The sequence below is a fragment of the Colwellia sp. MB02u-10 genome (assembly GCF_014077185.1).
In the GTDB taxonomy this organism is placed as follows: Bacteria; Pseudomonadota; Gammaproteobacteria; order Enterobacterales; family Alteromonadaceae; genus Cognaticolwellia.
The window spans coordinates 90,866-114,868 of record NZ_JACGVK010000104.1; the positions used below are offsets into that span (position 1 = coordinate 90,866).

The window sequence follows — 24,003 nt, forward strand, 5'->3', positions numbered from 1 at the left end:
TTTTGGAACTCAACTTCATCCGTTAATTTATAATCTTCAACATTATACATGCTCAATAAGTAAAATTAAAAATTATCACTATTACTTTGAATTGTTTCTATTTTTACACAATAAGTCACATATTTACACAATAAATCGCACATTCACACAATAAGTCACACATTTACACAATAAATCACATGTTTATCATTAGCTAAAAACCAATTTAATTCACATAGCCAGTCATTTCTAAAAAACCACGACCTTGATGACTCCCAGAAAATTTCACCATACCTTCAAAATACTCAATACCAAAGCGCATAATTTGCTTATTGTTAATCACGCTAACTTCAATATCGATATCGTCCTGAGTAATGACAATTGAAAACTGCTCAGGATAGCGCGAACTGTCACCTGATGATTGCAACTTGGTATTCGCTTTGATCCTAGTCAAGCTGATATCGCTTGATGATAATGTTTTAATTGTGCCATCGCGCCGCATAATACTGCCATAAAGGTAATCTTTAATGTCTGAACGAATTTGGTAAACCATTAGCGCAGTATTTTCATTTAAGCGTAGTGAAAACCAGTCCCAACCTTGTTGATCTTCTGCCAACATTTGTGAACCCCACTCACGATCAAACCAAGCATTACCTGTTACTTTTTGCCATTTATTTTGCCAAAACACTTCGCCACTGACGTTAATAAAAGGTTGTGAATAATAATAACTGGCGATCGCTAAGGTATGATGTTTTTGACTAAAGCCGTTTTCGCCTTGTAGAAAATATGGTGTTTTTCCTACTAGTGCTTCATCCAAGCTTAAATTCAAATTTACCTGCCAGCCTTGTGCTTGCTCAGCTACCCCTTCAACAATTGGCTCTACAACAGTTGGCTCTACAACAGTTGGCTCGACAACAATTGCCTTATTACTCATTTTCGGCTTAACCGTTAATTTATTCGCAAGTGGCTGTGGCTTTGATGAACTGGCTAACGGTTGCTCAGTATTAGCACTCATAAAATTGCCATAGCGTAAATTAGCCGGTAATAACCCTTGTGTTGATTGCCACTGCCAATTATCAATTACCGCATTAAAAGGCTGTGTGGTAATTTCCACGTTACCCAACTCTTCGCGACCGCTGCGAAAAGCCGATTGATGCTGGTTTGCATCCGCTAATGCAGCATGAGCAAAATACCAATGTTTGTCTTCTACTGCTCGACGAAATAAAGTCCACTGCGCGGCCAATTCTTCACCACTTTCCGTGGTTAAATTAGCCGTTAAATACCACCATTCTTGTTGAAAATTTTTATGTGGGCCTTGTGCTTGATCGAATGTAATAACATGATCTTTAATCGGTTGCTCAAAATCGCCAAGCGTATCACTAAGCCCTTTCAAAGCTGAGCGCTTTGCTGGATTTTCATCACTACAAGCCGCAAGCAGAAAAAAACTAAGCAGTGTTAGCAGAAAAATCTTACCTAATACCAGACGGTTTCTCATGACAAACTAGCTCTAACGTTAAGTTTATATAATGGCAGGGCCAATGCAGGGATCAGCATCAAGATACCGAGTACACTACTCACCACAAATGGCCCTATTTCAAAAACCAAGGGCATTGACCAACCAAAAGAGGCTGGTAAAATCAAGCTCACCAGCGCATTTGCCAAGGCGGTAGCAACAGGCCAACTTAACAAAATAGCACCAAAAGCTAACAGCAACCATTGCCATAGCATATGGCTAAAAAGCTCGAACTGGCTGTAGCCTAAACTGCTTAAAATATGTAAGTCAGGTTTGCGGGCTAACTCCAAACTATTCGCTGATAAAAACAAACCTAAACAAGCAATAGAAAGTAATACAAAAGCAATAGCTTGTGTTAAAGCAAAGCTTTGCTCAAACACAGCTAACGCCAGTTTTTTTATTTGCTCCGGTTGATACATTTGGCTGCTGTCTATCCCGACATCATCCATAAGCGCTTGTTTAGTAACATTGGCATCTAAGGTTAAAAACAGTCCAAAGCCTGTTTCTTGCCACGCTGATAATTCATCAATGTTAAGTTTTGATGGTATTTTTATGGCAAAAGCTTGATTACCATAATCGTAATAAATAGCTTGAACACGACAAGATAGACTTTGTTGACCTTGTTTTATTTCAATGATCCCTTGTACTCTAATCAAACGTTTGTAGGCTAGTTGTTCATTAATATAACAGCTTCTTTCTGTGCTATTAAGGGCAACCAACTGACCTGATTTCAGTGACAAGCTTTCTTGCTGATTTTTCGAGCTCAGGCGATGGACCTCAACAGTGTCTTCTTGATACTTTGCTACCGTACTGGCAAATAAAACATATTCTTCAACACCGTTTTTTTGTTGCAACCATTGGCTTAATGGCTGTTTTTGCTCTGCGTTGTAACGCACGAACAAGTCGGCATTAAGTAACTGATTTAAATAAGACACAAAGGCACTTTGAAAACTATTCACCATTAAAGCGGCGGCAATACTGGCGGTTAAGGCTAAATAAAAAGCGGCAATGGGCAAATAACGTCTGCCCACTTGCTGACTGGCATCTTGAAAAATAAACTTTAAGCGAAAAGACCGGCTGATTAATGCCAAGGTTTGCAGAAAAAATTTCAACAAATTAGGCAATATCGCGACACTGGCGAGTAACAGCAAACCGTATTTAAACATCAAATGATGCCAGTTATCCTCAGGCCAAAAAACAAATAAAACTAAGAGAATAGCAGCGACTATGGCTGTGGTTTTAAAACTAAAATGTTGTTGGGATAGCCGTGCAGAGAAGGCTATTTTTGCTGAGCCAATCAGTCTAAATTGTTTCAGTAACGCCGCCATAACAGCAATTGACGATATCGTAAAGGCCCATAAACTGTATTGCCATTGCCATTGAAATTGGCCGCTAACTTGTAATTGATAAAGTTGCTCTAGCGTCAAGCCCAATAATGGCAATATGAAAGACACTAAAACAAAGGCAATAGCCATACCAAGCACACTCGCCAATAATGTTAACGCTAAGGCCTCACACAGCATAACTTTCATAATGGTGTTTAATTCAATACCCAGCAGACGCAATTGTGTGGCAAGCTCACGCCTTTTGGTCCAAGCCTGATTTGCTGCCTGAAAAGCAATAAAAAGGCTAACAATAAAACCCAAAATGGCTAATGCCGATAAATTAAGATGTAAGGCGTCGGCAAAACCTTCACGTTCTGTAATGGACCAGGTTTCTTGAATAGACAGGTAAGGAGGTAACGCCGCTTTAAGTCGTGAAATTTCGCTGACTGACATCTCACTGACCATCAAATGGCTAAAGCCTTTAATGTCTGGAAATAGCTGCCACGCGAGTGCAATATCAAGCAAAGCAACATTACCCCAATCGGCAACATTATTGATATTCACCGCTATCGCGTCATGATTGCTGACCGTTAACGACACTGGCACACTATTTTTAATAGTCAAACCGAGTGAGTCTGCATAGCCTTGTTCAATATTGACAGCTTTGCTGGTGTAGCTTGCTGGCATGGTAAGCACTAACGGCAAAATATCTATCGCTCGAAAAGCTACTTTCTCGCCATTAGCTAAAGTTTTACTGAAAACATGGGTCGCATTAAGTTGATAAAAACCTTGTGATCTTAACTGAGCATAATCACTTATTGAAATAGTTTCCCCCGACGCCGGTACAATATGAAAAGCAACAGGCGACTTTAAACGACTATTGGCAGATTGATACTGCTGCTCACTTGCGTCATTTAGCACCAAAATACTCAATAAGGTGCTAGTTGCTATTGCTAAGCTAAAAATAAAGCCAAGGTTGAGTAAAGGCTTATTAATATATTCGCCAATGTGGGCTTTTAGCACTAAGAGAAATTCAGAGTGTACTTTTTTTACGTTAAGACTAACCATCACATTAGCCTTCAAACAAGGTTAATGTGCCATCAACAAGACGATAAATTTTATCCATACTGCGTGCTACGTCAAGGCTATGGGTTACCATCAGTAAGGCTGTATTTTTAGATTTCGCTAAATTGACTAATTGCTCAACGACATGTTCACTGTTGGTTTTGTCAAGATTACCTGTTGGCTCATCGGCTAATAACAGCTGAGGTTTTGCATTTAATGCCCGCGCAATCGCTACGCGTTGCATTTCACCACCGGAAAGTGTCGCAGGAAATTTAGCAAGAAGTAACGATATGCCAAGTTCTTTAGCCAAAGTTAAGCCATGATTTTCATCAAAACGACCTGCTAACTTGGCGCTAAATTCAATGTTGTCTTGTACTGACAAACTGCTTAATAAATTAAACTGCTGAAAAATAATACCTAGGTACTGTTTTCTTAAACGACTTAGCTGTTTGTCTGAGGCGTTAGATAAGGGTAAATTGGCAATCGCAATTTCCCCTTGCTGAATAGGCTCTAATCCAGCAATTAAATTTAGTAAAGTTGTTTTACCGCTGCCACTCTCGCCCATTAAGGCCACACATTCACCGGGAGCAACAGATAATGATAAATCAGTAAACAAATAACGATGGTTATCACCATCGGTAACTTCATGACTTAATGCTGTTATTTTTAAAGACAAACTTATTCCTTTTATACGCTGTTGCTTATGACAAATAAATGCTAAGCCATTTGTCAGGATTTGCCCACTATTACTTGCTATAAAAATTGCTATAAAATACTAAGTAGAAGCGATGAGTTATTATACTTTCGTCACTATGAATTTGGATCAGTAAGTCAGTGTTATATTATCAGTAAAGCGATATTTATAGTATTTAGATAGCCCGCTATAGCTTAATTGCCGATAAGTCACTGAGTACTGAACGCCAAAAAACAGCTTAATACCATTCAAACAGCATACATGAGCATTACGTTAGGATATAAAAAAGGCCAGTGTGAAATATCACACTGGCCTTGATAGAATAATGACGGTTTTATTCGTAAGAGCGCTCTAACCAAATAATTTGCATTTTTAGATCTGCAATTTCATCATTGGCGTCAGTTAACTGCCGCTCAATAGTTTTTGGCATTACCATAGCGTTGACGCTAAGCTCTATTACATTGACTGCTTCTTCATGAACCATGAGGCTCTCCTAATTAACGTTACCACGATTGTATTATTACACAACAAGTTTCATTTTTCCCGTATTAAAGGTAAATTAAATTTCACATCGAAAGCTCACCCTGATTTTATCAATCAAAACGAAACAAAATAACATTAAAACGAAACCTCATTAAGCATAATAAAGCCTGAGTAAATATAAAAACCTCCTGAAGCATTAAAGAACCTAATTTAGAAAGCTTTTATCTAACCTTTCACCCAAGCTTACATAAACAGCCTGGCATGAAAATTCTGTCAGCTGTATTCAACTCACTATTGATTTAAGCGCTATCTATCCCCATAAATGATAAACATTTAACAAAAATATTTATCATGCGCCTATTAAAATCAACTCAAGTATCAGATTTACATCCAAATATTTCACATCGCTTTACCCGTAAAGCGACTCGTGCCATTGTCTTGAACGGTGAAAATATTTTACTGTTATATACCAAACGTTATCACGATTACACCTTACCGGGAGGCGGCATTGATGCAGGGGAAGATAATATTTCTGGCCTTATTCGTGAATTACGTGAAGAAACTGGGGCACAAAATGTCAATAATATTCAACCATTTGGGTATTATGAAGAATATCGTAATTGGCATAAAAATGATTATGATGTGGTTCATATGCTGTCTTATTGCTATACCTGTGAAATAGATCAAGAGCTACTAGCGCCAGAATTTGAGCCCCATGAATTGCAAAATGGTATGCAGCCCCTTTGGATGAACATCCACGCCGCTATTTTACACAATGAAATGGTGATAAAAAATAGTGAAAAAAAAGGCTTATCCATTGAACGAGAAACCTTTTTATTAAAACGTATTGTTGCTGAATTACTTTAGCACCTTAGGCTGGCTATTTTACTTAGCCATAGCAAAGCTGATACTTTTTGACCACTGCGGTGACAATACAGTTTATTGCTTGCTGTTTTTCAAGCTATGATAATTAATCCTCAAATACCCGTTTAACTCTTTCATTAACAACATGTTGGTTTTTTTAATAACAGCAAAAGTAGTCATTGTTCTCCCTTAACTTAGCCTTGATCTAACATTAGCTCAACCTGAGCTTTTAGCTGATAATCGATTAAGTGATACTTGCCACTGTACATTTCTTGTTAACGCGTTAATCTATCAGCAAATATAAATGCAATAGTGCTAATTTACATGATAAAACCATTAACGCTCTCAATCGCCTTATTAATTTGTTCATTATCTTCCTCTGCCTTTGAACTCCAAGCAACACAACAAGCTGCAGTGGCAATGCCTGATAGTTTTAGTGCCGAGATTTCGGCAAAAATACTTTCACAAGGAGGTAATGCCATTGACGCGGCTATTGCTGCACAATTTGTTTTGGCGGTAACCCTGCCCGAAGCCGGTAATGTCGGTGGTGGCGGTTTTATGGTCATTTATAAGGATAATAAAGCAGACTTTTTAGATTATCGTGAAGTTGCCCCATTAAAAGCCCATCGTGATATGTATTTAGATGAGCATGGCGATGTTATTCCTTATCAGTCTTTATACGGTGTTTTATCTTCTGGTGTACCTGGCACAGTAGATGGCATGTGGCAAGCCCATAAAAAATATGGCTCACTGCCTTGGAAGTCTTTAGTCATGCCCGCGGTAGCCTTAGCTGAACAAGGTTTTATTGTTCATGAAAACCTAGCAAAAAATATTGCATGGCGCATTAACAGCTTCAAACAAGAAGGTATAAAGGTTAATTTTGCTAAGCACTTTGCCAGCGCTAAAACCGGTACTTTGTTTAAACAAGCTAATTTAGCAAAAACACTAGAGCGCATTGCAGATAATGGCCGTAATGGTTTTTATCAAGGTGAAACCGCAAAAATAATTACTGATTTCATGACAAAAAACGGTGGCATCATTGGTTATGACGATTTAGATAATTATCGTGCAACATGGCGTAAACCACTAGAAAAAACGTGGCGTGGTCACCAAGTGCTAACGGCCCCACCACCAAGTTCTGGCGGTATTGCTATTTTACAGTGGCTAAATATGTATGATTTACTCTCAAATAATAAAGCGCCATTAGCACATAATTCAGCAGCTTATATGCATCGCTTAGCAGAAATCGGTAAGCGTGTTTTTGCTGACCGTGCAAAATACTTAGGCGATCCTGATTTTTTTGATGTCCCGCAAGAAAAATTACTGGCTGATAGTTACTTAAAAACACGTATCGCGGGTATTTCAGCTGATGCTATTTCTGTTACTAACACCATTAAACCTGGCTTAAAAGAAAGCCCAGACACCACACATTTTTCCATTATCGATAAATGGGGTAATGCCGTATCAAATACAACAACCATTAACTATACCTTTGGTAGTGGTGTTATTGTTGAAGGCGCTGGTTTTATTTTAAATGATGAAATGGATGACTTTAGCGTTAAAGCCGGTGTGGCAAATATTTATGGCGCAGTCGGTGGCAAAGCAAATGAAATTCAAGCTAATAAGCGTATGCTGTCGTCTATGACACCCACTATCTTGTTAAAAGACAACAAAGTTAAATTAGTGACCGGCTCTCCCGGCGGCACCACCATCATTAGTTCGGTTTATCAGTCTATTCTTAATGTGATTGAATTTGACATGAACGCTGAACAAGCGGCAAATGCCCCAAGATTCCACCATCAATTATTACCAAAAGATGTTATTCAACATTACCCTGGTATTGCTGAACAAGAAAAGTCAGTACTTAAAAAAATGGGCTATACCCTGAGCGAACGTCGATTTGGCGCGGTACAGCTGATCATTGCCAACAAGCAACAATTAGATGCAGCAGCAGAGTCTGGTGGTCGAGGTAAATCAATTGTTATCGAGCAATAACAGCAAAATATAAAAAATATAAAGGTAAGCTCTTGCGGCTCAAACATCCAAGCGCTTAGTGTTATGTTAACACCCAGTTATGTAAGTATTTTATAACTGGGTGTTAATATAACTGGGTATTTTTTATAACTGGATATTAATGCAAAGCAGCATGATGACTAATCACAACACTATCAATAAGCGCTGACTAAAAAATTCGTCTCACATTAAGTGGACTTGATTGAGGTAGCAAGGTACTCATGGCTTAACATTTCACCATAAATAAAACCAACAACAGCTTTAAGTGTTTCACATACTTTACATAGCAAGCAATATCCGCTCTAGATTACTACTGAATATCAATCACTCCTTAACCGCCATCATTTACATGTAAATAATTCTCATTTAAAATAAGTGCCTGTATCAAGTTAGGGTATACGCAAATAAGTAATTTGTTTGTAATAGTGAATGAATAATAGACAAATATCTCCTCTGAGTTTAATAGAACTAATTGAATCCCAGCGCTATGGCGTAGAATATCAACCTATTGTTGATTTAAAATCTAAAGAAATTATGGCCTATGAGTGTTTAGCTAGATTTACCGATATAGACAATAACAATATCCCACCAGACATTATTTATGCGGCATTGCATGACAGTTCATTATCTCTCTTCCAAGTGGAATACCAACAAAAACTTCTGCAATTAAACTGCGCACCAATGAACAGCGATATATTTGTTAATTTAGATCAAGACTCTTATTTTTCTATTGGTGAAGGTAACGAAAACAACCCTTTTTTGAAATTATTTAAAAGCTTTAACCATGCTAATATTGTTGTTGAATTAATTGAAAGTTTAGAAGTTAACGACAGCATTAAAAGTTTATCCATGATAGACATCTTAGCAAAGAACGGTATAAATACGGCGATTGATGATGTTTGTAGCCCACTTTCAATGGTATCAACATCGGTAATTCAAATGGTCGACTATATTAAACTTGATAAGCATGTGGTCGCAGAAAAGCACAATAAGCATTTTATGTTGTTAGTTGAAGCGCTAATTAACTATGCCCATAGTGCGGGGAAAAAAATCATACTTGAAGGGATAGAAACTGAGAGTGATATTATTTTTGCGCGAAAAATAAATGCTGATTACGTACAAGGTTTCTTATTTAAAAAATGGTTTCATTGTCATAAGTAAAAATTATAAATAAAAGTCGTAAATAAAAGCTATCACTAAATACTAGAAAATAAAAAGCCAACGAACTTAATCGTTGGCTTAAATGTGAAGGTATTATTTATCAGCACGGCCCATAAACTTACGATCTTCGGTATTAATTTTAATTTTATCACCCGTTGACACATGCTCTGGCACTTGCACCGTTAAGCCTGTTGATAAAATTGCCGGCTTAGTACGAGCCGTGGCAGAACCACCTTTAATTGACGGATCAGTTTCTGTAATCACTAATTCAACACTTGCTGGTAAATCAATAGCAACAGGTACACCATCAACAATAATCACTAATAAACCTTGCGTATCTTCATTAATGAATAAAGCTTCATCTGCGATTGACGCTTTGCTTAAATTATAAGGTGTGTAGTCTTCGTTATCCATAAAGACGTATTCTTCGCCATCAATATAAGAAAAAATTGCTGGTCGACGCGTTAAATCAGCAAAATTAAGCATGTCGTCAGCTTTAAAGGTTACATCAAATTTACCACCTGTCACTACGTCGTACATACGCATTCTGTACAAACTGCCACCGGCACGACCTTGGGGTACTGAACGCTCAATATCTCTAACAATCATTACTTTACCGTTATGTTCTATCGCGGCATTCTTTTTTATATCACTAGCTTTTGGCATGAAAAACCATCCTCATTAAATTTATGCAAGAAAAATAGCATGTATAATTTATTATGCAAGAAAATATAGCTTAATTGCTAGTCATAGATTGGTTAATCCAGCAATAATAGCCATTAAACTCATGAATTGTTCACTTAACGAGCATGAATAGCTTTATAGCGCCATTAAATAATTTAATGCGCCGTTAATAGCAGCCACCTGAGCAATGATGCAGTTTTCATCGTTGCTCAATGGACTGTCGGGATAAACTTCAGTGGTGCTAACATATGGCGCGTCAGTTAAGCCCATACATAAACCTAAGTCACGAGCAGCATAGTTAATCACGCCAGCTTGTGCTAAAGGTGCACCGATTAATTTATCTTCGCTATCTGCAGGGGCAATATGGGTGACTTGCTCTACCGACGCAATAATAGCTTGTTGAAAGCTCGCTTGGGGTTTAGTGCTATCGCCAACTAAATAAAAACCGTCTGGTATATTCCAGTTTTTCTGTTCAATAGCATCTCTTGCAGAAAGTGCTGGCCTAAATTCACTGTTATCAGTATCTGTGGTTTCATGTAGATCTATATGCGCCAAAAAATCAATACCCAGAGTTTTCATATACTGCATCACTGCTGATGACTCTTGTGCCGGGCTATTCTCATAAAATGAGCGATTAGGGTCAACCGTCAAAGGGCTCCAACGGTTAATGGTTTCATAACCCCAAGGACTAATACAAGGTAAAACCACAAAGTTAAACGCGTCTTGAAATGGCTGTGCAGCGGTTTGTAGAAAACGAATGGCACCTTGAACACCACTGGTTTCATAACCATGTACGCCACCTGTGATTAAAATAGCCGGTTTATCTGCTAACCAATTTGTCGATTTTAAAGCATATAATGGATAAATTTCTTCATCATAGAGTAAGTTCCCATACTGCTCGATAGTATAGCTCTCGCTTAAACCCTCTAATTTAGTAACAACCTCTTCAAAGTAGCTGCGCTTTTTCTGCTGTTGTTGAAACCATATTTCCTTATCGCCATCGGTCCACTTTTTGCCAAGCTCACCAATAGGGTATGCTGCTTCTATATTCATATTGTTACCTAATAAGTTTTTCACAGTTATAAATTGTATTAACCCTTAGCATGTTAACAATCAAATATAGCTAAAAAATTTAATTGTCTTATCCTCGTCAGGCTAATATATTCTGTATTATTGCCACTTGAAATTAATCTTTCAGTAGCAGGACACTGTGCGTTTAATGAAAATACAACTGTATCATTTTTTCATCATAGCAATGATAGAAATAAACCAAGGCAGGTGTAGATTAATAGTCACACTTTATATAAAAATATGCTCACTCACCTTATTATATTCTTGCCATCAGCTTTACACTGAAGCGGTCATCATTATAGTAAATAGATATAGGTTCAAAGTTGGCATTAATTGATAACCTACTCGACAAATAAAAATATTATCTATAAGTACAAGCCTTAGTCATTTTTAGTGATGAAACCAACCTAGCTAAAATAGCAGATTAAGGACGGAAAAATATTAGCCGTAGATCAATAATATTCAGCAAAATTATTTAGTTCGATTGCTGTAATATATGCTAATTTAAGCTATTGTAAAAAATTGATCTTAAGGACGGCATTTACCATGCCAAAAACTTTGCAAAACAACGAAATATATCCAGTTGAAATTCAGTGCCATGAGTGTGCGCTGACCGTCAAATTACCTGTATTAAAAGAAAACCAAAAAGCACAATGCCCGCGTTGTGGCTATACATTAAGCGCAATTCATCGCAATGCTAATGAAAGAATTGTTGCTTTCGCTATTACCGCATTAATATTTTTATTAGCTTCATTACCTTTTACATTCTTGTCTTTTAGCGCCAATGGCTTAGAAAACCACTTTAACGCCATGACAAGTTTTATGGTTTTAATTGATAATAATTATCAACTTTTAGCACTGATTGAGTTTCTCACTATATTTGCCATTCCAACTGTCGTTTTGTTGTCGCTTATTTACTTGCTTATCCCACTAAATAAAGGCTTATATCCTAAGTATGGCGGTCGAGTATTGGCCTTGGTTTTTAAGTTATTGCCTTGGAGTATGGTAGAAATATTCCTGATTGGCACTTTGGTTAGTTTAATCAAAATTATTTCTATGGCTGATATTGCATTAGGCTTATCTTTTTATGCTTTTATTTTATTTACATTGTCGATGACACTGGTAGTTTTATATATCGATAAGCGCGCGTTATATCAATTACTGGCTAAAGTTGAAAAAGCGCATAATATCGAAATACACCAAAGTCACACTAAAGTAGCTCAAGAAGACCCAATAAAACAGGCACTAAGTGTACAAAAAACTTGGGCGCTACTGCTCACCGCGGTGGTATTGTACATACCGGCGAATACACTCCCGATCATGACTACGCACTTTTGGGGCCAAGATGATCCCAGCACAATTATTGGTGGGGTTATTTTATTGTGGAACTTAGGATCCTATCCTATCGCCACCATTATTTTTATTGCGAGTGTTGTTATACCAGTCGCTAAAATATTAGTGCTAGCTTGGTTAAATTATAGTGTTCAAAAACAAAGTGATAGATTAAGTTTAGAAAGAATAAAATGGTATCGTATGGCTGAATTTGTCGGTCGTTGGTCAATGGTAGACGTTTTTGTCGTTATTATTCTGGCTAGCTTAATTCAGCTTGGCCCGGCCATGAGCATAACACCTGGAGCTGCTACCTTAGCGTTTTCCGGTTTAGTTATTGTCACTATGCTCGCCGCAATGAGTTTTGAACCGCAATTAATTTGGAAAAATATAAAAAATTATGAATGATACTCAAATACCAGACGCAACAATAAAGCCAGTTAAAACCGTATCAACTATCTGGTTTATCCCTGCCATTGCAATCTTTATTGGCTGCTGGATGATTTATTATCAATGGAGTAATGAAGGCACAGAAGTCACCATACATTTCCTTACCGCTGAAGGCATGGAGGCTGAAAAAACCAAAATAAAATCTCGCAATGTTGATATTGGCGAAGTAAGTGCCATTGAGCTTAATCAAAACGGTAATGGCGTAATTGTTACGGCAAAGATAAAAAAATCAGCAGAACAGTTTTTACTGGCTGACAGTACATTTTGGGTCGTGTCGCCACAAATATCGCATACCGGCGTATCGGGTCTCAGTACCTTAATATCCGGCGTGTATATTGAAATATCGCCCGGAAAAAGTGATGAAGAACGCTATGTTTTTGATGCCTTAAACTCGCCCCCCTTAACGCCTTCAGGCACTCCCGGCTTGCATATAACCCTTAATAGCAACGACCAATTTGCTTACAAAAAAGGTGACCCCATTATTTATAAAGGCTTAACCGTTGGTCAGTTTGAGGATATCTATTTTAATTTTGAAGAACGCGTTGTTTATTACAATGCTTTTATCAAAGCGCCTTATCATCAACTTATCACCAGTAATACTAAGTTTTGGGATGTTAGTGGCTTGCAACTTGATTTAAATGCCGATGGCATATCAGTTAAAACTGGTAATTTTGAAACTATGTTAACTAACGGTGCCACCTTCGGTATTCCTAGAGGCATGAGCATTGGTGAAAAAATTGGTGAGCGCTCATATTTTGACATTTACGAGAGTTATGAAGCTGCTGACGACGAGAGATACCGCCAATCTATCGAATTTGTAGTACTGGTCAGCGACTCTATTAGAGGCCTGTCTGTTGGCGCACCCGTTGAGTATCGAGGAATACAAATAGGTAAAGTGCAATCAGTCAACATGGCATTAACCCGAAGTGAGAACAAATTTACCAAGGCAGACTTTAAAATCCCCGTGTTGATCAGTTTACAGCCTGGTCGAATAGGCCTACCCGATAATGATGAAGGTAAAGCACTTATGACCAAACAAAATATTTACTGGATTGAGCATGGTTTAAAAGCCGTTCTGCGTACAGGAAATATTTTAACTGGTAGCCTATACGTTGATTTACAACACAATAAAGATCAACCCATCAACGAAATAGCAAAATATGATGACTTCCTAATTATTCCAACCAGTAGTGATGACTTTTCGCAAATTACCGCAAAAGCGGAACAGTTTATGGATAACCTCAATAATATCCCGCTCAATAGTATGAGTGAAAATGCCAATAAAATGATGTTAGAAATGACGCAAACCGCGCAAGAGTTTCAAGGGGTAAGTCATAGCCTTGATAGCTTATTGAGTAAAGTTGAGCAGCAAAAAATTAGTACTGAACTCAGTAAAGCCTTACAAGGTATCAATACCTTAACTAAAGACTTGTCATCTGGCTCTCAGGGCTATGAAGAACTGCGCACCACGTTACATACGCTCACTGCAACAATGAACGAATTAAAGCCTTTGCTGAATCAACTCAAGCATAAACCTAATAGCTTACTCTTTAATAATGGTGAAGTCGCTGAGCCAGTACCAACAAAACTTAATGGAGCACAACAATGAAAAAGACTTTAATCGTCGCTCTTGTGTCAATTATTCTGCTTGGCGCTTGTAGCTCGGCTCCCGCTAACAAAACACAATATTATTTACTTAATAGTCCAACGACAACCAGCGCAGTTAACACTGACAACATACTTAATAAAAATAGTCAGCACCTTGGTATTACCTTGTTAGAGTTACCTGATTATTTAAGACAACCTAGTTTGGTTTTACAGCTTTCCAGTCACCAGTTGCACTACTCGCACTTTCATATGTGGGCAGAGCCATTACAGAACAGCTTTACACAAGCCTTAGCGCAAGACCTAAATAATATTGATAGTCATTTTCATTATATTGTCACGCCAGAAAAAAACGAAATTACAGCGGCAACAGCCGTGGTAATTAACATCACAGCATTTCATGCCACTCATCAGTCACAAGCTCTACTTTCAGGCACTTATTGGCTGCAAGGTAAAGACGGGGGAAGTCCAGAACAAGAGCATAACTTTACCCTAACCGTAGCGCTTAATAAAAATGGCTATGAGCACGCTGTCGAGCAAATGCGAAAAGTGATCACCTCATTGGCGCAGCAAATAACCCATAGCTTAGTGGTTGAATAAGGTGCCTTATGTGAAATAAATTAGGCTTTGAATTGCTTAAGTTAAATTAGATTAGATTCAAAATATTAAAGGAGAGTTAACTAAAATGACACCTGCCGTTAAGCAACTGAATAAATTAACACTCGCTTATCAATTACATCACTATCAGCATGATGCTAATTGTAAATCATTCGGCCTTGAAGCGGTTGATAAACTCAAGGTTAGCGCTGAAATGGTTTTTAAAACCCTAGTGGTTGATGTAGATAATGCTTATTTAGCCGTTGCTATTATACCTGTGGTTAAACAACTCAGTTTAAAAAAGCTGGCAAAAACCCTTAACGCTAAAAAAATTAAAATGGCTGATGCCAATAAAGTACAAAACTCTACCGGCTATGTCCTTGGAGGCGTTAGTCCATTAGGGCAAAAAAAACCATTAGTAACCGTGCTTGACCAGAGCGCTGAAGTGTTAAACACTATTTTTATTAGTGGTGGTAAACGTGGTTTAGAGATAGAATTATCACCAGAAAATATTATCCTCTCGTTGCAGGCCATTTACGCTGATATTACTGGCGAAGTATAAAGCCTAAGCTTAAAAATTCCGTGGTAGAAGTTTGTATGTCAAAAAATATTATTATCTTTATCTTTATCTTTTTCAGCCTATTTTCTATTAACTGTTTAGCAAATCAACCCTTTAAAGTGGTGCTTGGACTTTCTAAGCCGCCTTATGTTATTGAAGAAAATCATTCGGGGTTCGAGTTAGAGTTAATTAAGCAAATATTAACCATGATAGGCAAAGCACCAGAGTTTATTTTCATCCCCTATGGCCGTTCAGAAAAAATGCTCGCGTTACCCGATATTGATGCGGTAATGACGGCGAACAAACACATATTCCCTAATATAGATACCTTAAGTAAAAACTACATCAATTATCAAAACGTGGCCATTTCGTTAAAAGAGAATGCCGTATCACTTAATAGCATTGCAGATATAAGCCATTACTCGATTGCGTCATTTCAAATAGCCCACAAAATATTAGGAGTAGAATTTGCTGAGGCGGTTACTAATAGTCCAATTTACATTCAAGTGGTCGATCAAAAAAAACAGCTAGAGTTACTATTTTTAGGTCGTGTAGAGGTAATCGTAATTGATTTGAAAATATTTTTATATTACTTAAATAAACTCAATATAAATGAAAGAGAAAGTGATATAAAAGTTCACCATATTTTTCCAATAAACCCTTATAGTATGGCCTTTAAAAATGCTGATGATGTGAGTGCATTTAATCAAGCCATGAAAAAATATAAAAGGACTGCTGATTATCAAAAACTGATAGAAAAATATAATTTTTAATTATTAACTATTAGGTAATAATATCACCTTGCCATCACTTTTATGTTCTGCGTAATGGTCTAATGCTTGGGCAAAATCATCAAAACTAACTCGGGCATAAATATCTGTCTTAAAAATCCCTTGAGCAAACAATTTTTGTACTTTCGAACTCAAGGCTAATACCTGTAATGGTGAAGCGTCACCAATGTATTTTGCCAACCAAAAACCCTCTATTCGCATATCGCGAAAGATCACATCAGCCACACTAAACAAGCCACTAAGCACATCTTGAGTTTCGGTTAGTCGACCATAAACCAAGGCCGTAGAACTATTAGGCATGGCGTTTAAAACTCTAGAGGTATCATCGGCTGCTACGGAATCCAACAATACTTTTGCCTTGATTTTTTTCGCCCAATGCTTTAATGAATGATCAAAACTATCGTCTGACGTTAATAACTCGCAATCGGCTCCTAACGCTTGCAAAACCTCAACATTCGCTGCACTGCGCACTGTCGCTATGGCCTTAATCCCTTTAAGTTTTGCATAATAGCGCCCGCCCTTACCCACTTGGCTTGCCCCGGCATTAATCACAATGGTTTTACTGCCCAGTGCTATAGCTCGCTCTACTAGGCAAACAGAAATACAAGGGTTAACTATAATCGTTGCCGCTTGCTCGTCGCTTAATGCTTTTCGAACCGGCAAACATAAATTTGCTTGTGTAATGGCATATTCAGCCCACACGCCGTCAATACCGTGTTGTGCTGATAAAGCAACCCGCTTGCCCGTTAACCACTTACCGTAAAGTCCGGCATTGGCGGCTTCTACAACCTTCAAAGCCAACAAAGTCACCCTCTTGCGCGATTAAACCGTATTTACCCAATAAGTATATTAAATCAGAGGGATTAACCAGTGTAGCTAGCATTTTAACTAATACTTGCCCAGATTTGAGTACTGATAGTATTTTTTCAATGCCTGTTATTCTTTGTGAAGGGGTTGATTTTTCATCATCACTCAGTACTAAGGCAAAACCTTTACCGCTTTTATTATCTTTTCAGCCAAAGTGAATCCCTAATTTTTTGTATGATTACATTATGATTTCAATATATAAACAGAATACCTTAGACTAGCTTAATACTGAGTAAGCTTAATTTATACTTTAGCGCTAGAGTTAAGCAGGATAATTTTCAACATTTCTCGAACATAAACAACAAACGTTAATCTCTGTAATAGAGATTAACACCGTTATTTGGCCAAACCGATTAAGATTAAAGCCGTTAGCCGCTAATATGGCTAGATATATTAAGCCTAAACGGCTTTAGTTATTTTACTGGCGTAACTAGTCAGTAACTTGTTGATTTGCGCTTTAGGCGTTTTAGCTAATCGCTTGATTAAACTAAAGGGAATATCTTCTAATCCGTAGCGTTCGCTAATATCATTTAACATAATCAACCAGAGTTCTGCGGTCATTTCTGCGTCAAATAACGCCCGATGAAAACTCCCATCGGCGGCAATATTTTTATAATCAATTAAGGTGCCCAATCTATGATTTGGCGCATCTTGATAAATACGGCGTGATATTAATAACGAACAAGTAAACTCACCTAAAACCTGACGACCCAAACGAGCAAATTCAGCCTCGAGAAAACGAGCATCAAAAGAGGCGTTGTGCGCTAATAAATTACTCTCGCCGATAAAGCTCGAAAAATCAGTCATCACTTTTGCACAAGGCGATGCAACCGCCAGCATTCTATTACTAATACCGGTATAGTTTTCAATAAAACTATTAATGCGTCGACCTGGATTCATCAAAGCTTGAAACCGGTCGGTCACTATGCCATTTTCAAGTTTAACAGCGCCGATTTCAATCGCACGTTCTCCTTGAGCTGGCGATAAACCCGTGGTTTCAAAATCGAGTACAACTATTGAGTTAGCTAACACAAACGCTTCCTTTGTCGGTTAATACTAATTGGATTAACCTGAATTGATTTAATACTATGACGTTAATGAAATTATCTCATAATTTAGTGCGCTAAACATCAGCCGCACAAAACAAGGATGCATTATGTTTAAATTAAAACGGTAAAATAAAACGTCGAATAAACTTAATAAATTTAATGTTTGTTTTTCTAAGTCCCGCTATCTAACGAATTTAATATAAACAGTTTTATGGTAAAAATAACGTTAAAAAATAGCGTATCACTCAGGCAACTCTACTTTTTTAGCTTTTAATTTCGCACGTATAAAACTAAAAACCTTTTACATCCGTATATAAAAACAACTAACTAAGCGAAAGTTGAACTTTATGTTTTCATTGTTTAAGCAAGATCCAACTAAAAAGTTAAACAAAAGTTATGAAGACAAACTTGAAAGCGATATTTGTGCACAAAAAAATGGCAACATTAATGATTTTTCGATGTTTACTGAAGAAGCGCTAAAAATTAGAAAAAAAATACAAGCATTAGAAAAGCCAGTAAAGCTTAACGCATAAGGCTTAAGGCTTAAGGCTTAAGGACTTCAGTATCTCTCACTCTACATCACTATCTGGCCTAGTATTTTTAGTTAATATTCTATTTCAATAGTAGGTAATTCACATCTACATAAATAACTATTTGAACCTGATGATTAAAACGCTTGATGGTATTTTATAGCGTAAAATAGCGCCATTAAACTAAAGCCTTTATTGGATAAAACAGTCTGTGCTTACGCTAATATGAGTTTGAGTAAGTATAATACTTGAGATTGACCACTAACATGCTCACTATAACTAACACCTATCAAACGTTCGGTTTACGCTGTGTAAAATAAACCAGTTGAACGCACACTTAACGATGGAAGCTGATATTCAGACATTAAAGAATTGAGACATTGGTGATACCGAGCAGAATTTTTATCAGCAATGCCAAGATAACTGGCTAAAGTATAAAGGCAATAGCCCGCTGTTTTAGCCGTTATTAATTAATGGCACTATGGTTTTTCAAAATATAATACACGCAGTTTATTCAACACTAAGCCTAAAAGCACGATGACACATGATCCAAGTAAGACTGGCGTAAATAAAAATGACCAGCTTTGCCCTGTCAGCATAATTAACATAGGATTTGCTCCAGCCGGTGGATGGGTGGTTTTTGTAAGCAGCATAGTCGTAACTCCTAATCCGGTAGCTAAAGCCAACGACCATGGCTGCACACCTACATAAGTGATAAAAATAACGCCAATTAACGCAGTTAAAAAATGACCTAAGATAACATTCTTAGGTTGGGCAAGTGGACTTGCCGGCACACCGAAAACTAATACAACCGTTGCTCCAAATGGAGCCATTAACCAAACGCTAGGACTGATTGACAAGCTATCAAGATAAGCTAGAACGCCAATAGCCAAAGTAGCAGCAATTCCCGCAACGAAAGAAAAAATAGTTTTACTCATAAAGTCTCCTTTTTAGTAGAAGGAATATCTACCTTTTTCATGGTAGACTGATTGTTCTACTTAGGTCAATATTCATTTTAATAGGGAGTCACATATATGAATGAAAAAAAATTGCTTTTAATCAAAACTGCCTTACAAATTTTCTACTCCAATGGCATTAATTCAGTTGGCATAAATGAAATAGTAAAAGAGTCAGGTGTTGCAAAAAAAACCTTATATCACCATTTCTCAAGTAAAGAGCAACTAGTATTAGCCACTCTTAAATATCGAGATCATCTTTTTTGTCAGTGGTTTGAATCGATATTAAATAGCAAGCAAACAGGTAAAGAGTCAGTTCTTGCGCTATTTTACGGTCTAGATAATTGGTTTAATAACAGAGTGGCTGGACTTGATGAATTTAAGGGCTGTTATTTTATAAATACTGCTGCTGAATATGGTGACCCTAACTCTCTTGCACGGCGTTCTTGTAAAGAACACAAGCATAAAATTAGCCTGCTAATAAAAGAAAAAGTGAGTATGTTTATCAAAAAAACAGATGAATGTGAAGTTGTTGCAAACGCCATTTCTCTACTTAAAGAAGGTGCAATAGTTTCAGCTTCAGTCGAAGGTAATATCGATGCAGCGCTAAAGTGCTTACCGACCGTACTCAGATTAATTAATGAAGAGTACTGATACTAAAGTAATTATTAGTTGATTAGTATAGGCAATGCAGAAGTAAGACCCGCTAATTTGTCCTGTTAATAGGCTCTTAGTTACTGGTTATTACCTTATGCTTGATAGTGCTTACTTGCGCTTACTAAGAGTCAGATATATTTCACCTAGCTCGTATTATAGTTAACTGGTTTACGACCAAGAAGTTGGTTGCCACGAATGATCTGTAACAGTTTAAATATCGTATAAGCTGTTAACTAGCCAAACTAAAAAAGTTATTTTGGTATGAAAAGTCGATTTATTATCCAAACGTATTGCTCCTTTAATCATTTTTTCTTTAAAAAATATCACAGGTTTTATGCTTATGTAGTCTTAAGTTAAGCCTGCGATTTTAGCAAAGACCCGCTAAGTTTTATCCAGATATTTAGCGGATCTTTAATTCATGTCAGCATAGATGACACTGTTATCAACCATCTGTTTTCATACCGGGTCAATAAAGCTTATTTTTTATTTAGTCAAAAATTCCTTACAGGATAAACATGCAAAAAAAATTTAATCCCGAAAAAGTCATTGATGTTGTTCATTGGAGCGATAGTCTTTTTTCTTTTAAAACCACCCGTAGTCAAGGACTCCGCTTTAGGAATGGTGAATATATCATCATTGGCTTAGCACAAGAAAATACTCGGCCCATTTTACGCGCCTACAGTCTCGCCAGTGCAAACCATGAAGATTATTTGGAATTTTTCAGCATTAAAGTTGAAGGAGGCGCTTTTACCTCCAAATTACAACACTTAGCTATTGGCGATGAAGTCATTATTGGCAGTAAACCAACCGGAACTTTGGTTATAGATGATTTACGAGATGGTCGAAACCTATTCTTGATCGGCACAGGAACAGGCTTGGCGCCCTTTTTAAGTATTATCAAAGATCCAGAAACTTATCAGCGTTTTGACAAAGTGATTTTATTTCATGGCGTAAGGTACGTGAATGAATTGGCTTACCACAAAATAATAACTACAGATCTGCCTCATCATGAATATCTTGGTGAGATGATTACTGAACAGCTAATCTACTATCCAAGTGTAACTCGTGAGAGCTATAAAAATGAAGGACGCATTACTGATTTAATAAAAACAGGCAAGCTCTGTCTTGATATTGGCATACCTGACCTTGATCCTGAGTTTGACCGCGTGATGCTATGTGGTAGCCCTGCTATGCTAAAAGACACCTGTGCCATGTTAGATGAAAGAGGTTTTCAGGAAAGTCGTAAAAAAGGCGTGCAAGGCGACTACGTTGTTGAAAGAGCTTTTGTTGAAAAATAGTACTTCAATAGTACTACTTAGCCTTAACAACACTAAAAATCAGCTTTATTCATGAAGTATTTATGTAGCTGGCAAATATAGGCAAATTGTAGCTTCGTTTACATCATCTAATGCTAGGTGGTGTAATGAATACAAATTATGACTCACGAGCAACAAAGGTTTTTCACGACCAAGAGAAGAAAAGAACCGTTGTTGACACAAATAATACCTTTACAGTAAATAACAAACCTTATAACCATCATGCAATAAACAACCGTAAATTAGCCGGTAATAGCTCCATTGAGCGTACCTATGTCAATTAAAGTGTTTCTTTCAAATCTGCAATACCACCAAAAGGATAGGGTTTATAAGTAGCATAGCTACTGACAAAATTTTATGTCTGGTATTTATCTATTTTTCCTCATAGAAAAAGTAGATCATTTCATTGGCGTCTGGTTAGGATTTTGCTGTACTTTCTAACGCTTTAATTTCAACCGCTATTTTTTCAGCTTCAGCAGTAACCATTGAGTAGCCTTTGATATCACCTTTTCTTTGTAAATGCATGGCTTCTTCAAGTTTAGCTTCATAACGTTTGTTTAATTTTTTTAATGGGTCTGACTTAAATATTGAAAACATAAAAACTTATTATTTAATGAGGTGTTACTTATTATACGTTTGAAAACCCATTTAAGTTTTTATTAATTACGCTTTTTTAATAAAACATATCAAAAATTATTTTATACCCATTAGATTAAGTAAGTGATCTACTTTTTCATGAGTGAGGTGGATAAAACTAAGGACCATTGCAAGCGATCTAAAAATATATTAAAAAATAGCTACTTATTCTAAAGAGCAAGCTATGAGCCCTTCTCGGAGATCACATCAGTTGTGCCACCTAATCACATCAAAACTGCCAGTCATTATCATCCAACACGACTTCCTAATGACATCTACTGTGACCACTGAATAACATTAGGTTTACCACTATTAAATAAGATCACTTTGTGCGCATTCCTGACATTCCAGCTGAAAATATTGCCCTATATTTTCTAATGAATTAACTATTAGCGTAAACGATGTAACGCCCTTTTATATGGAAGTCTGTATGATTTTTCGAGGTGTGTTACTAAGACGTCTTAGTAACACTGCCTAATATACATGTGATTTAGCATTACTAGTTTCTAATGCTTTGAAAGTATGAGATATTAATGTTAATTAAATGTTACTTATGGTGCGTGTGTTACTGAGTCGTATACATAATAAACTGTTAAATTATAAAAATAGAGTCTACCTTAATCAACTAGTAACGAGAAGTATGATAAAAGTAATTCAAAGTGAAGATCCAACCATAAAGTAAAAATTCATAGGTTATATACGTAATATAAGCCTATATAAGCAACTCAGAATTTTGTTAGTGTTGTGTATTGTAACAATCCCAGTATTGATTCTTTAGTTTATCTATGAAAAATTAACTAATAGGTCTTATTTGAATGGCCGATATTTAATCTTATCTAAGAATAGATATCCACTGGACAAATCTATAATAAGAATCGAAGAATTAAACAATGAAGACGGTAATACATTACTGGGTACTGTTGCTGGTGGTGTTTTGTTTGGAGGTCTGGGAGCTTTAGGCGGAGCTGTATTAGGATCGAGAAAAAGTGCGGCTTTTGTATTAACAGATCAGAACAACAAAAAAACATTGATTGAAGCTAAGGGCACAGGAATTGTAAAACAATTACGAGAATATAGTTTAATTAATCAAGTGTTTGGTTCATAAAGCATAAAATGCAATTTAACAAGTCATTAAAAAGGACAAAAAACAGTTGGTTTTTGCTCCTTCGTCGCTTCTTTTAACCAACTTTTTTGCCTGTTAACAGGGCGTTGAGGCTGTAGAATAACTAATTCAGCCAAAATCACTAAATTTTTGTGTTCCTGTATCGCGCTGTAGACAATTTACTCGATATAGGTAATTCATTTGGTACCCCGATTTTTAGGGGGGATTTATAATAAACGAGTTATTCTACAAGCTCGGTATGTGCCAAGGAGTATTCAAATTATGTCGTCTAATTTAAAATTGAATTATGTTGAGTTTCCGTCAAGTGATATACCAGCTACAAAGCTGTTTTTCAAGAAAGCCTTTAACTGGTCATTTCAAGATTATGGCCCAGACTACTCTTCCTTTTCAGACCAAGGTCTTGACGGTGGTTTTTATAAATCTGATCTAATATCAACAGTTGCTAATGGTTCAGCTTTGTTGGTTCTACTAAGTGAGAACCTTGAAAAATCTCTTTCTAATGTAGAGCTAGCTGGCGGGGAGATTACAAAAGCTATTTTTTCATTTCCTGGTGGTAGTCGTTTTCACTTTCTTGAACCAGGCGGCAATGAATTAGCGGTGTGGTCAAACATCAGCACATAAGCCACTCAAGTAGGACAGAAAACAGTTGGCTTTTGCTCGTTTCTCGCTAATTATAGCCAACCATT

General features: G+C 36.9%; 24 protein-coding genes. 14 read left to right on the forward strand and 10 right to left on the reverse strand.

Features of this window, described 5'->3' with window-relative positions; genetic code table 11:
* Positions 1–205: 205 nt before the first annotated feature.
* From H4J59_RS04495 to H4J59_RS04510, 4 genes are all read right to left on the reverse strand, one after another.
* Complete coding sequence (locus tag H4J59_RS04495; RefSeq protein ID WP_182237164.1) at positions 206–1,474, reverse strand: lipocalin-like domain-containing protein; 1,269 nt, start codon at positions 1,472–1,474, stop codon at positions 206–208.
* The gene (locus tag H4J59_RS04500; RefSeq protein ID WP_182237166.1) at positions 1,471–3,885 is read right to left on the reverse strand and encodes an FtsX-like permease family protein; all 2,415 of its coding nucleotides are present in this window, start codon (positions 3,883–3,885) and stop codon (positions 1,471–1,473) included. Before H4J59_RS04500 ends, H4J59_RS04495 begins: the two co-directional genes overlap by 4 nt.
* Positions 3,886–3,889: 4 nt before the next feature.
* Positions 3,890–4,558 carry an ABC transporter ATP-binding protein gene (locus H4J59_RS04505; RefSeq protein WP_182237168.1) on the reverse strand — a complete coding sequence of 223 codons (669 nt, stop codon included), beginning with the start codon at positions 4,556–4,558 and terminating at the stop codon, positions 3,890–3,892.
* Positions 4,559–4,910: 352 nt separating this feature from the next.
* On the reverse strand, positions 4,911–5,060 hold the full coding sequence (locus H4J59_RS04510; protein WP_182237170.1) for a hypothetical protein: 150 nt from the start codon (positions 5,058–5,060) through the stop codon (positions 4,911–4,913).
* Positions 5,061–5,410: 350 nt separating this feature from the next.
* Here H4J59_RS04510 and H4J59_RS04515 point away from each other — a divergent pair, with 350 nt between their 5' ends.
* The 3 genes from H4J59_RS04515 to H4J59_RS04525 all read left to right on the forward strand — a co-directional run bounded on the left by H4J59_RS04515 (position 5,411) and on the right by H4J59_RS04525 (position 9,097).
* A complete protein-coding gene (locus tag H4J59_RS04515; RefSeq protein ID WP_182237172.1) occupies positions 5,411–5,926 on the forward strand; it encodes an NUDIX hydrolase in 516 nt (171 codons plus the stop codon).
* Positions 5,927–6,247: 321 nt separating this feature from the next.
* A complete protein-coding gene (gene ggt / locus H4J59_RS04520; RefSeq protein WP_182237173.1) occupies positions 6,248–7,918 on the forward strand; it encodes a gamma-glutamyltransferase in 1,671 nt (556 codons plus the stop codon).
* A 447-nt stretch (positions 7,919–8,365) separates the two neighbouring features.
* Positions 8,366–9,097, forward strand: a complete 732-nt coding sequence (locus tag H4J59_RS04525) for an EAL domain-containing protein (RefSeq protein WP_182237175.1) — start codon at positions 8,366–8,368, stop codon at positions 9,095–9,097.
* A gap of 93 nt (positions 9,098–9,190) precedes the next feature.
* Here the strand turns inward: H4J59_RS04525 and yeiP are convergent, their stop codons facing one another.
* Entirely contained in the window at positions 9,191–9,763 is a 573-nt protein-coding gene (yeiP, locus tag H4J59_RS04530; protein WP_182189029.1) for an elongation factor P-like protein YeiP, read from the reverse strand.
* A gap of 153 nt (positions 9,764–9,916) precedes the next feature.
* Positions 9,917–10,834, reverse strand: a complete 918-nt coding sequence (locus H4J59_RS04535; RefSeq protein WP_182237177.1) for a M14 family metallocarboxypeptidase — start codon at positions 10,832–10,834, stop codon at positions 9,917–9,919.
* Between the two features lie 564 nt (positions 10,835–11,398).
* Here H4J59_RS04535 and H4J59_RS04540 point away from each other — a divergent pair.
* The 5 genes from H4J59_RS04540 (at position 11,399) to H4J59_RS04560 (ending at position 16,165) form a co-directional block, all read left to right on the forward strand.
* Entirely contained in the window at positions 11,399–12,589 is a 1,191-nt protein-coding gene (locus H4J59_RS04540) for a paraquat-inducible protein A (RefSeq protein WP_182237179.1), read from the forward strand.
* Positions 12,582–14,240: an intermembrane transport protein PqiB gene (gene pqiB, locus H4J59_RS04545; RefSeq protein WP_182237181.1), complete on the forward strand. Its 1,659-nt coding sequence runs from the start codon at positions 12,582–12,584 to the stop codon at positions 14,238–14,240. The genes H4J59_RS04540 and pqiB overlap by 8 nt, the downstream gene beginning before the upstream one ends.
* Positions 14,237–14,836 (forward strand): membrane integrity-associated transporter subunit PqiC, encoded by a 600-nt coding sequence (locus tag H4J59_RS04550; RefSeq protein ID WP_182237183.1) that lies wholly within the window; start codon positions 14,237–14,239, stop codon positions 14,834–14,836. Before pqiB ends, H4J59_RS04550 begins: the two co-directional genes overlap by 4 nt.
* An 85-nt stretch (positions 14,837–14,921) precedes the next feature.
* Positions 14,922–15,395: a Cys-tRNA(Pro) deacylase gene (gene ybaK / locus H4J59_RS04555; protein ID WP_182237185.1), complete on the forward strand. Its 474-nt coding sequence runs from the start codon at positions 14,922–14,924 to the stop codon at positions 15,393–15,395.
* A 35-nt stretch (positions 15,396–15,430) separates the two neighbouring features.
* Positions 15,431–16,165, forward strand: a complete 735-nt coding sequence (locus H4J59_RS04560; protein WP_182237187.1) for an ABC transporter substrate-binding protein — start codon at positions 15,431–15,433, stop codon at positions 16,163–16,165.
* 3 nt (positions 16,166–16,168) lie between these two features.
* Here the strand turns inward: H4J59_RS04560 and H4J59_RS04565 are convergent, their stop codons facing one another.
* Positions 16,169–16,984, reverse strand: a complete 816-nt coding sequence (locus H4J59_RS04565) for a zinc-binding dehydrogenase (protein ID WP_182237189.1) — start codon at positions 16,982–16,984, stop codon at positions 16,169–16,171.
* 465 nt (positions 16,985–17,449) lie between these two features.
* The gene (locus H4J59_RS04570) at positions 17,450–18,082 is read right to left on the reverse strand and encodes a PolC-type DNA polymerase III (protein ID WP_182237191.1); all 633 of its coding nucleotides are present in this window, start codon (positions 18,080–18,082) and stop codon (positions 17,450–17,452) included.
* 364 nt (positions 18,083–18,446) lie between these two features.
* Here H4J59_RS04570 and H4J59_RS04575 point away from each other — a divergent pair, with 364 nt between their 5' ends.
* Positions 18,447–18,632, forward strand: a complete 186-nt coding sequence (locus tag H4J59_RS04575; RefSeq protein WP_182237193.1) for a DUF6435 family protein — start codon at positions 18,447–18,449, stop codon at positions 18,630–18,632.
* Positions 18,633–19,108: 476 nt separating this feature from the next.
* Here the strand turns inward: H4J59_RS04575 and H4J59_RS04580 are convergent, their stop codons facing one another.
* A complete protein-coding gene (locus H4J59_RS04580; RefSeq protein WP_182237195.1) occupies positions 19,109–19,567 on the reverse strand; it encodes an HPP family protein in 459 nt (152 codons plus the stop codon).
* A gap of 96 nt (positions 19,568–19,663) precedes the next feature.
* On the opposite strand from H4J59_RS04580, the gene H4J59_RS04585 reads away from it, so the two are divergent.
* The 3 genes from H4J59_RS04585 (at position 19,664) to H4J59_RS04595 (ending at position 21,842) form a co-directional block, all read left to right on the forward strand.
* Positions 19,664–20,239 carry a TetR/AcrR family transcriptional regulator gene (locus H4J59_RS04585; RefSeq protein ID WP_182237197.1) on the forward strand — a complete coding sequence of 192 codons (576 nt, stop codon included), beginning with the start codon at positions 19,664–19,666 and terminating at the stop codon, positions 20,237–20,239.
* Between the two features lie 518 nt (positions 20,240–20,757).
* Positions 20,758–21,540 carry a ferredoxin--NADP reductase gene (locus tag H4J59_RS04590; RefSeq protein ID WP_182237199.1) on the forward strand — a complete coding sequence of 261 codons (783 nt, stop codon included), beginning with the start codon at positions 20,758–20,760 and terminating at the stop codon, positions 21,538–21,540.
* Between the two features lie 125 nt (positions 21,541–21,665).
* Positions 21,666–21,842, forward strand: a complete 177-nt coding sequence (locus H4J59_RS04595; protein ID WP_182237201.1) for a hypothetical protein — start codon at positions 21,666–21,668, stop codon at positions 21,840–21,842.
* A 133-nt stretch (positions 21,843–21,975) separates the two neighbouring features.
* Here H4J59_RS04595 and H4J59_RS04600 read toward each other — a convergent pair whose 3' ends face one another.
* Entirely contained in the window at positions 21,976–22,155 is a 180-nt protein-coding gene (locus tag H4J59_RS04600) for a DUF6435 family protein (protein WP_182237203.1), read from the reverse strand.
* A gap of 850 nt (positions 22,156–23,005) precedes the next feature.
* Between H4J59_RS04600 and H4J59_RS04605 the strand changes: the two genes are divergently transcribed.
* Positions 23,006–23,299 carry a hypothetical protein gene (locus tag H4J59_RS04605; RefSeq protein ID WP_182237205.1) on the forward strand — a complete coding sequence of 98 codons (294 nt, stop codon included), beginning with the start codon at positions 23,006–23,008 and terminating at the stop codon, positions 23,297–23,299.
* A 279-nt stretch (positions 23,300–23,578) separates the two neighbouring features.
* Positions 23,579–23,938: a VOC family protein gene (locus tag H4J59_RS04610; protein ID WP_182237207.1), complete on the forward strand. Its 360-nt coding sequence runs from the start codon at positions 23,579–23,581 to the stop codon at positions 23,936–23,938.
* Positions 23,939–24,003: the final 65 nt, after the last annotated feature.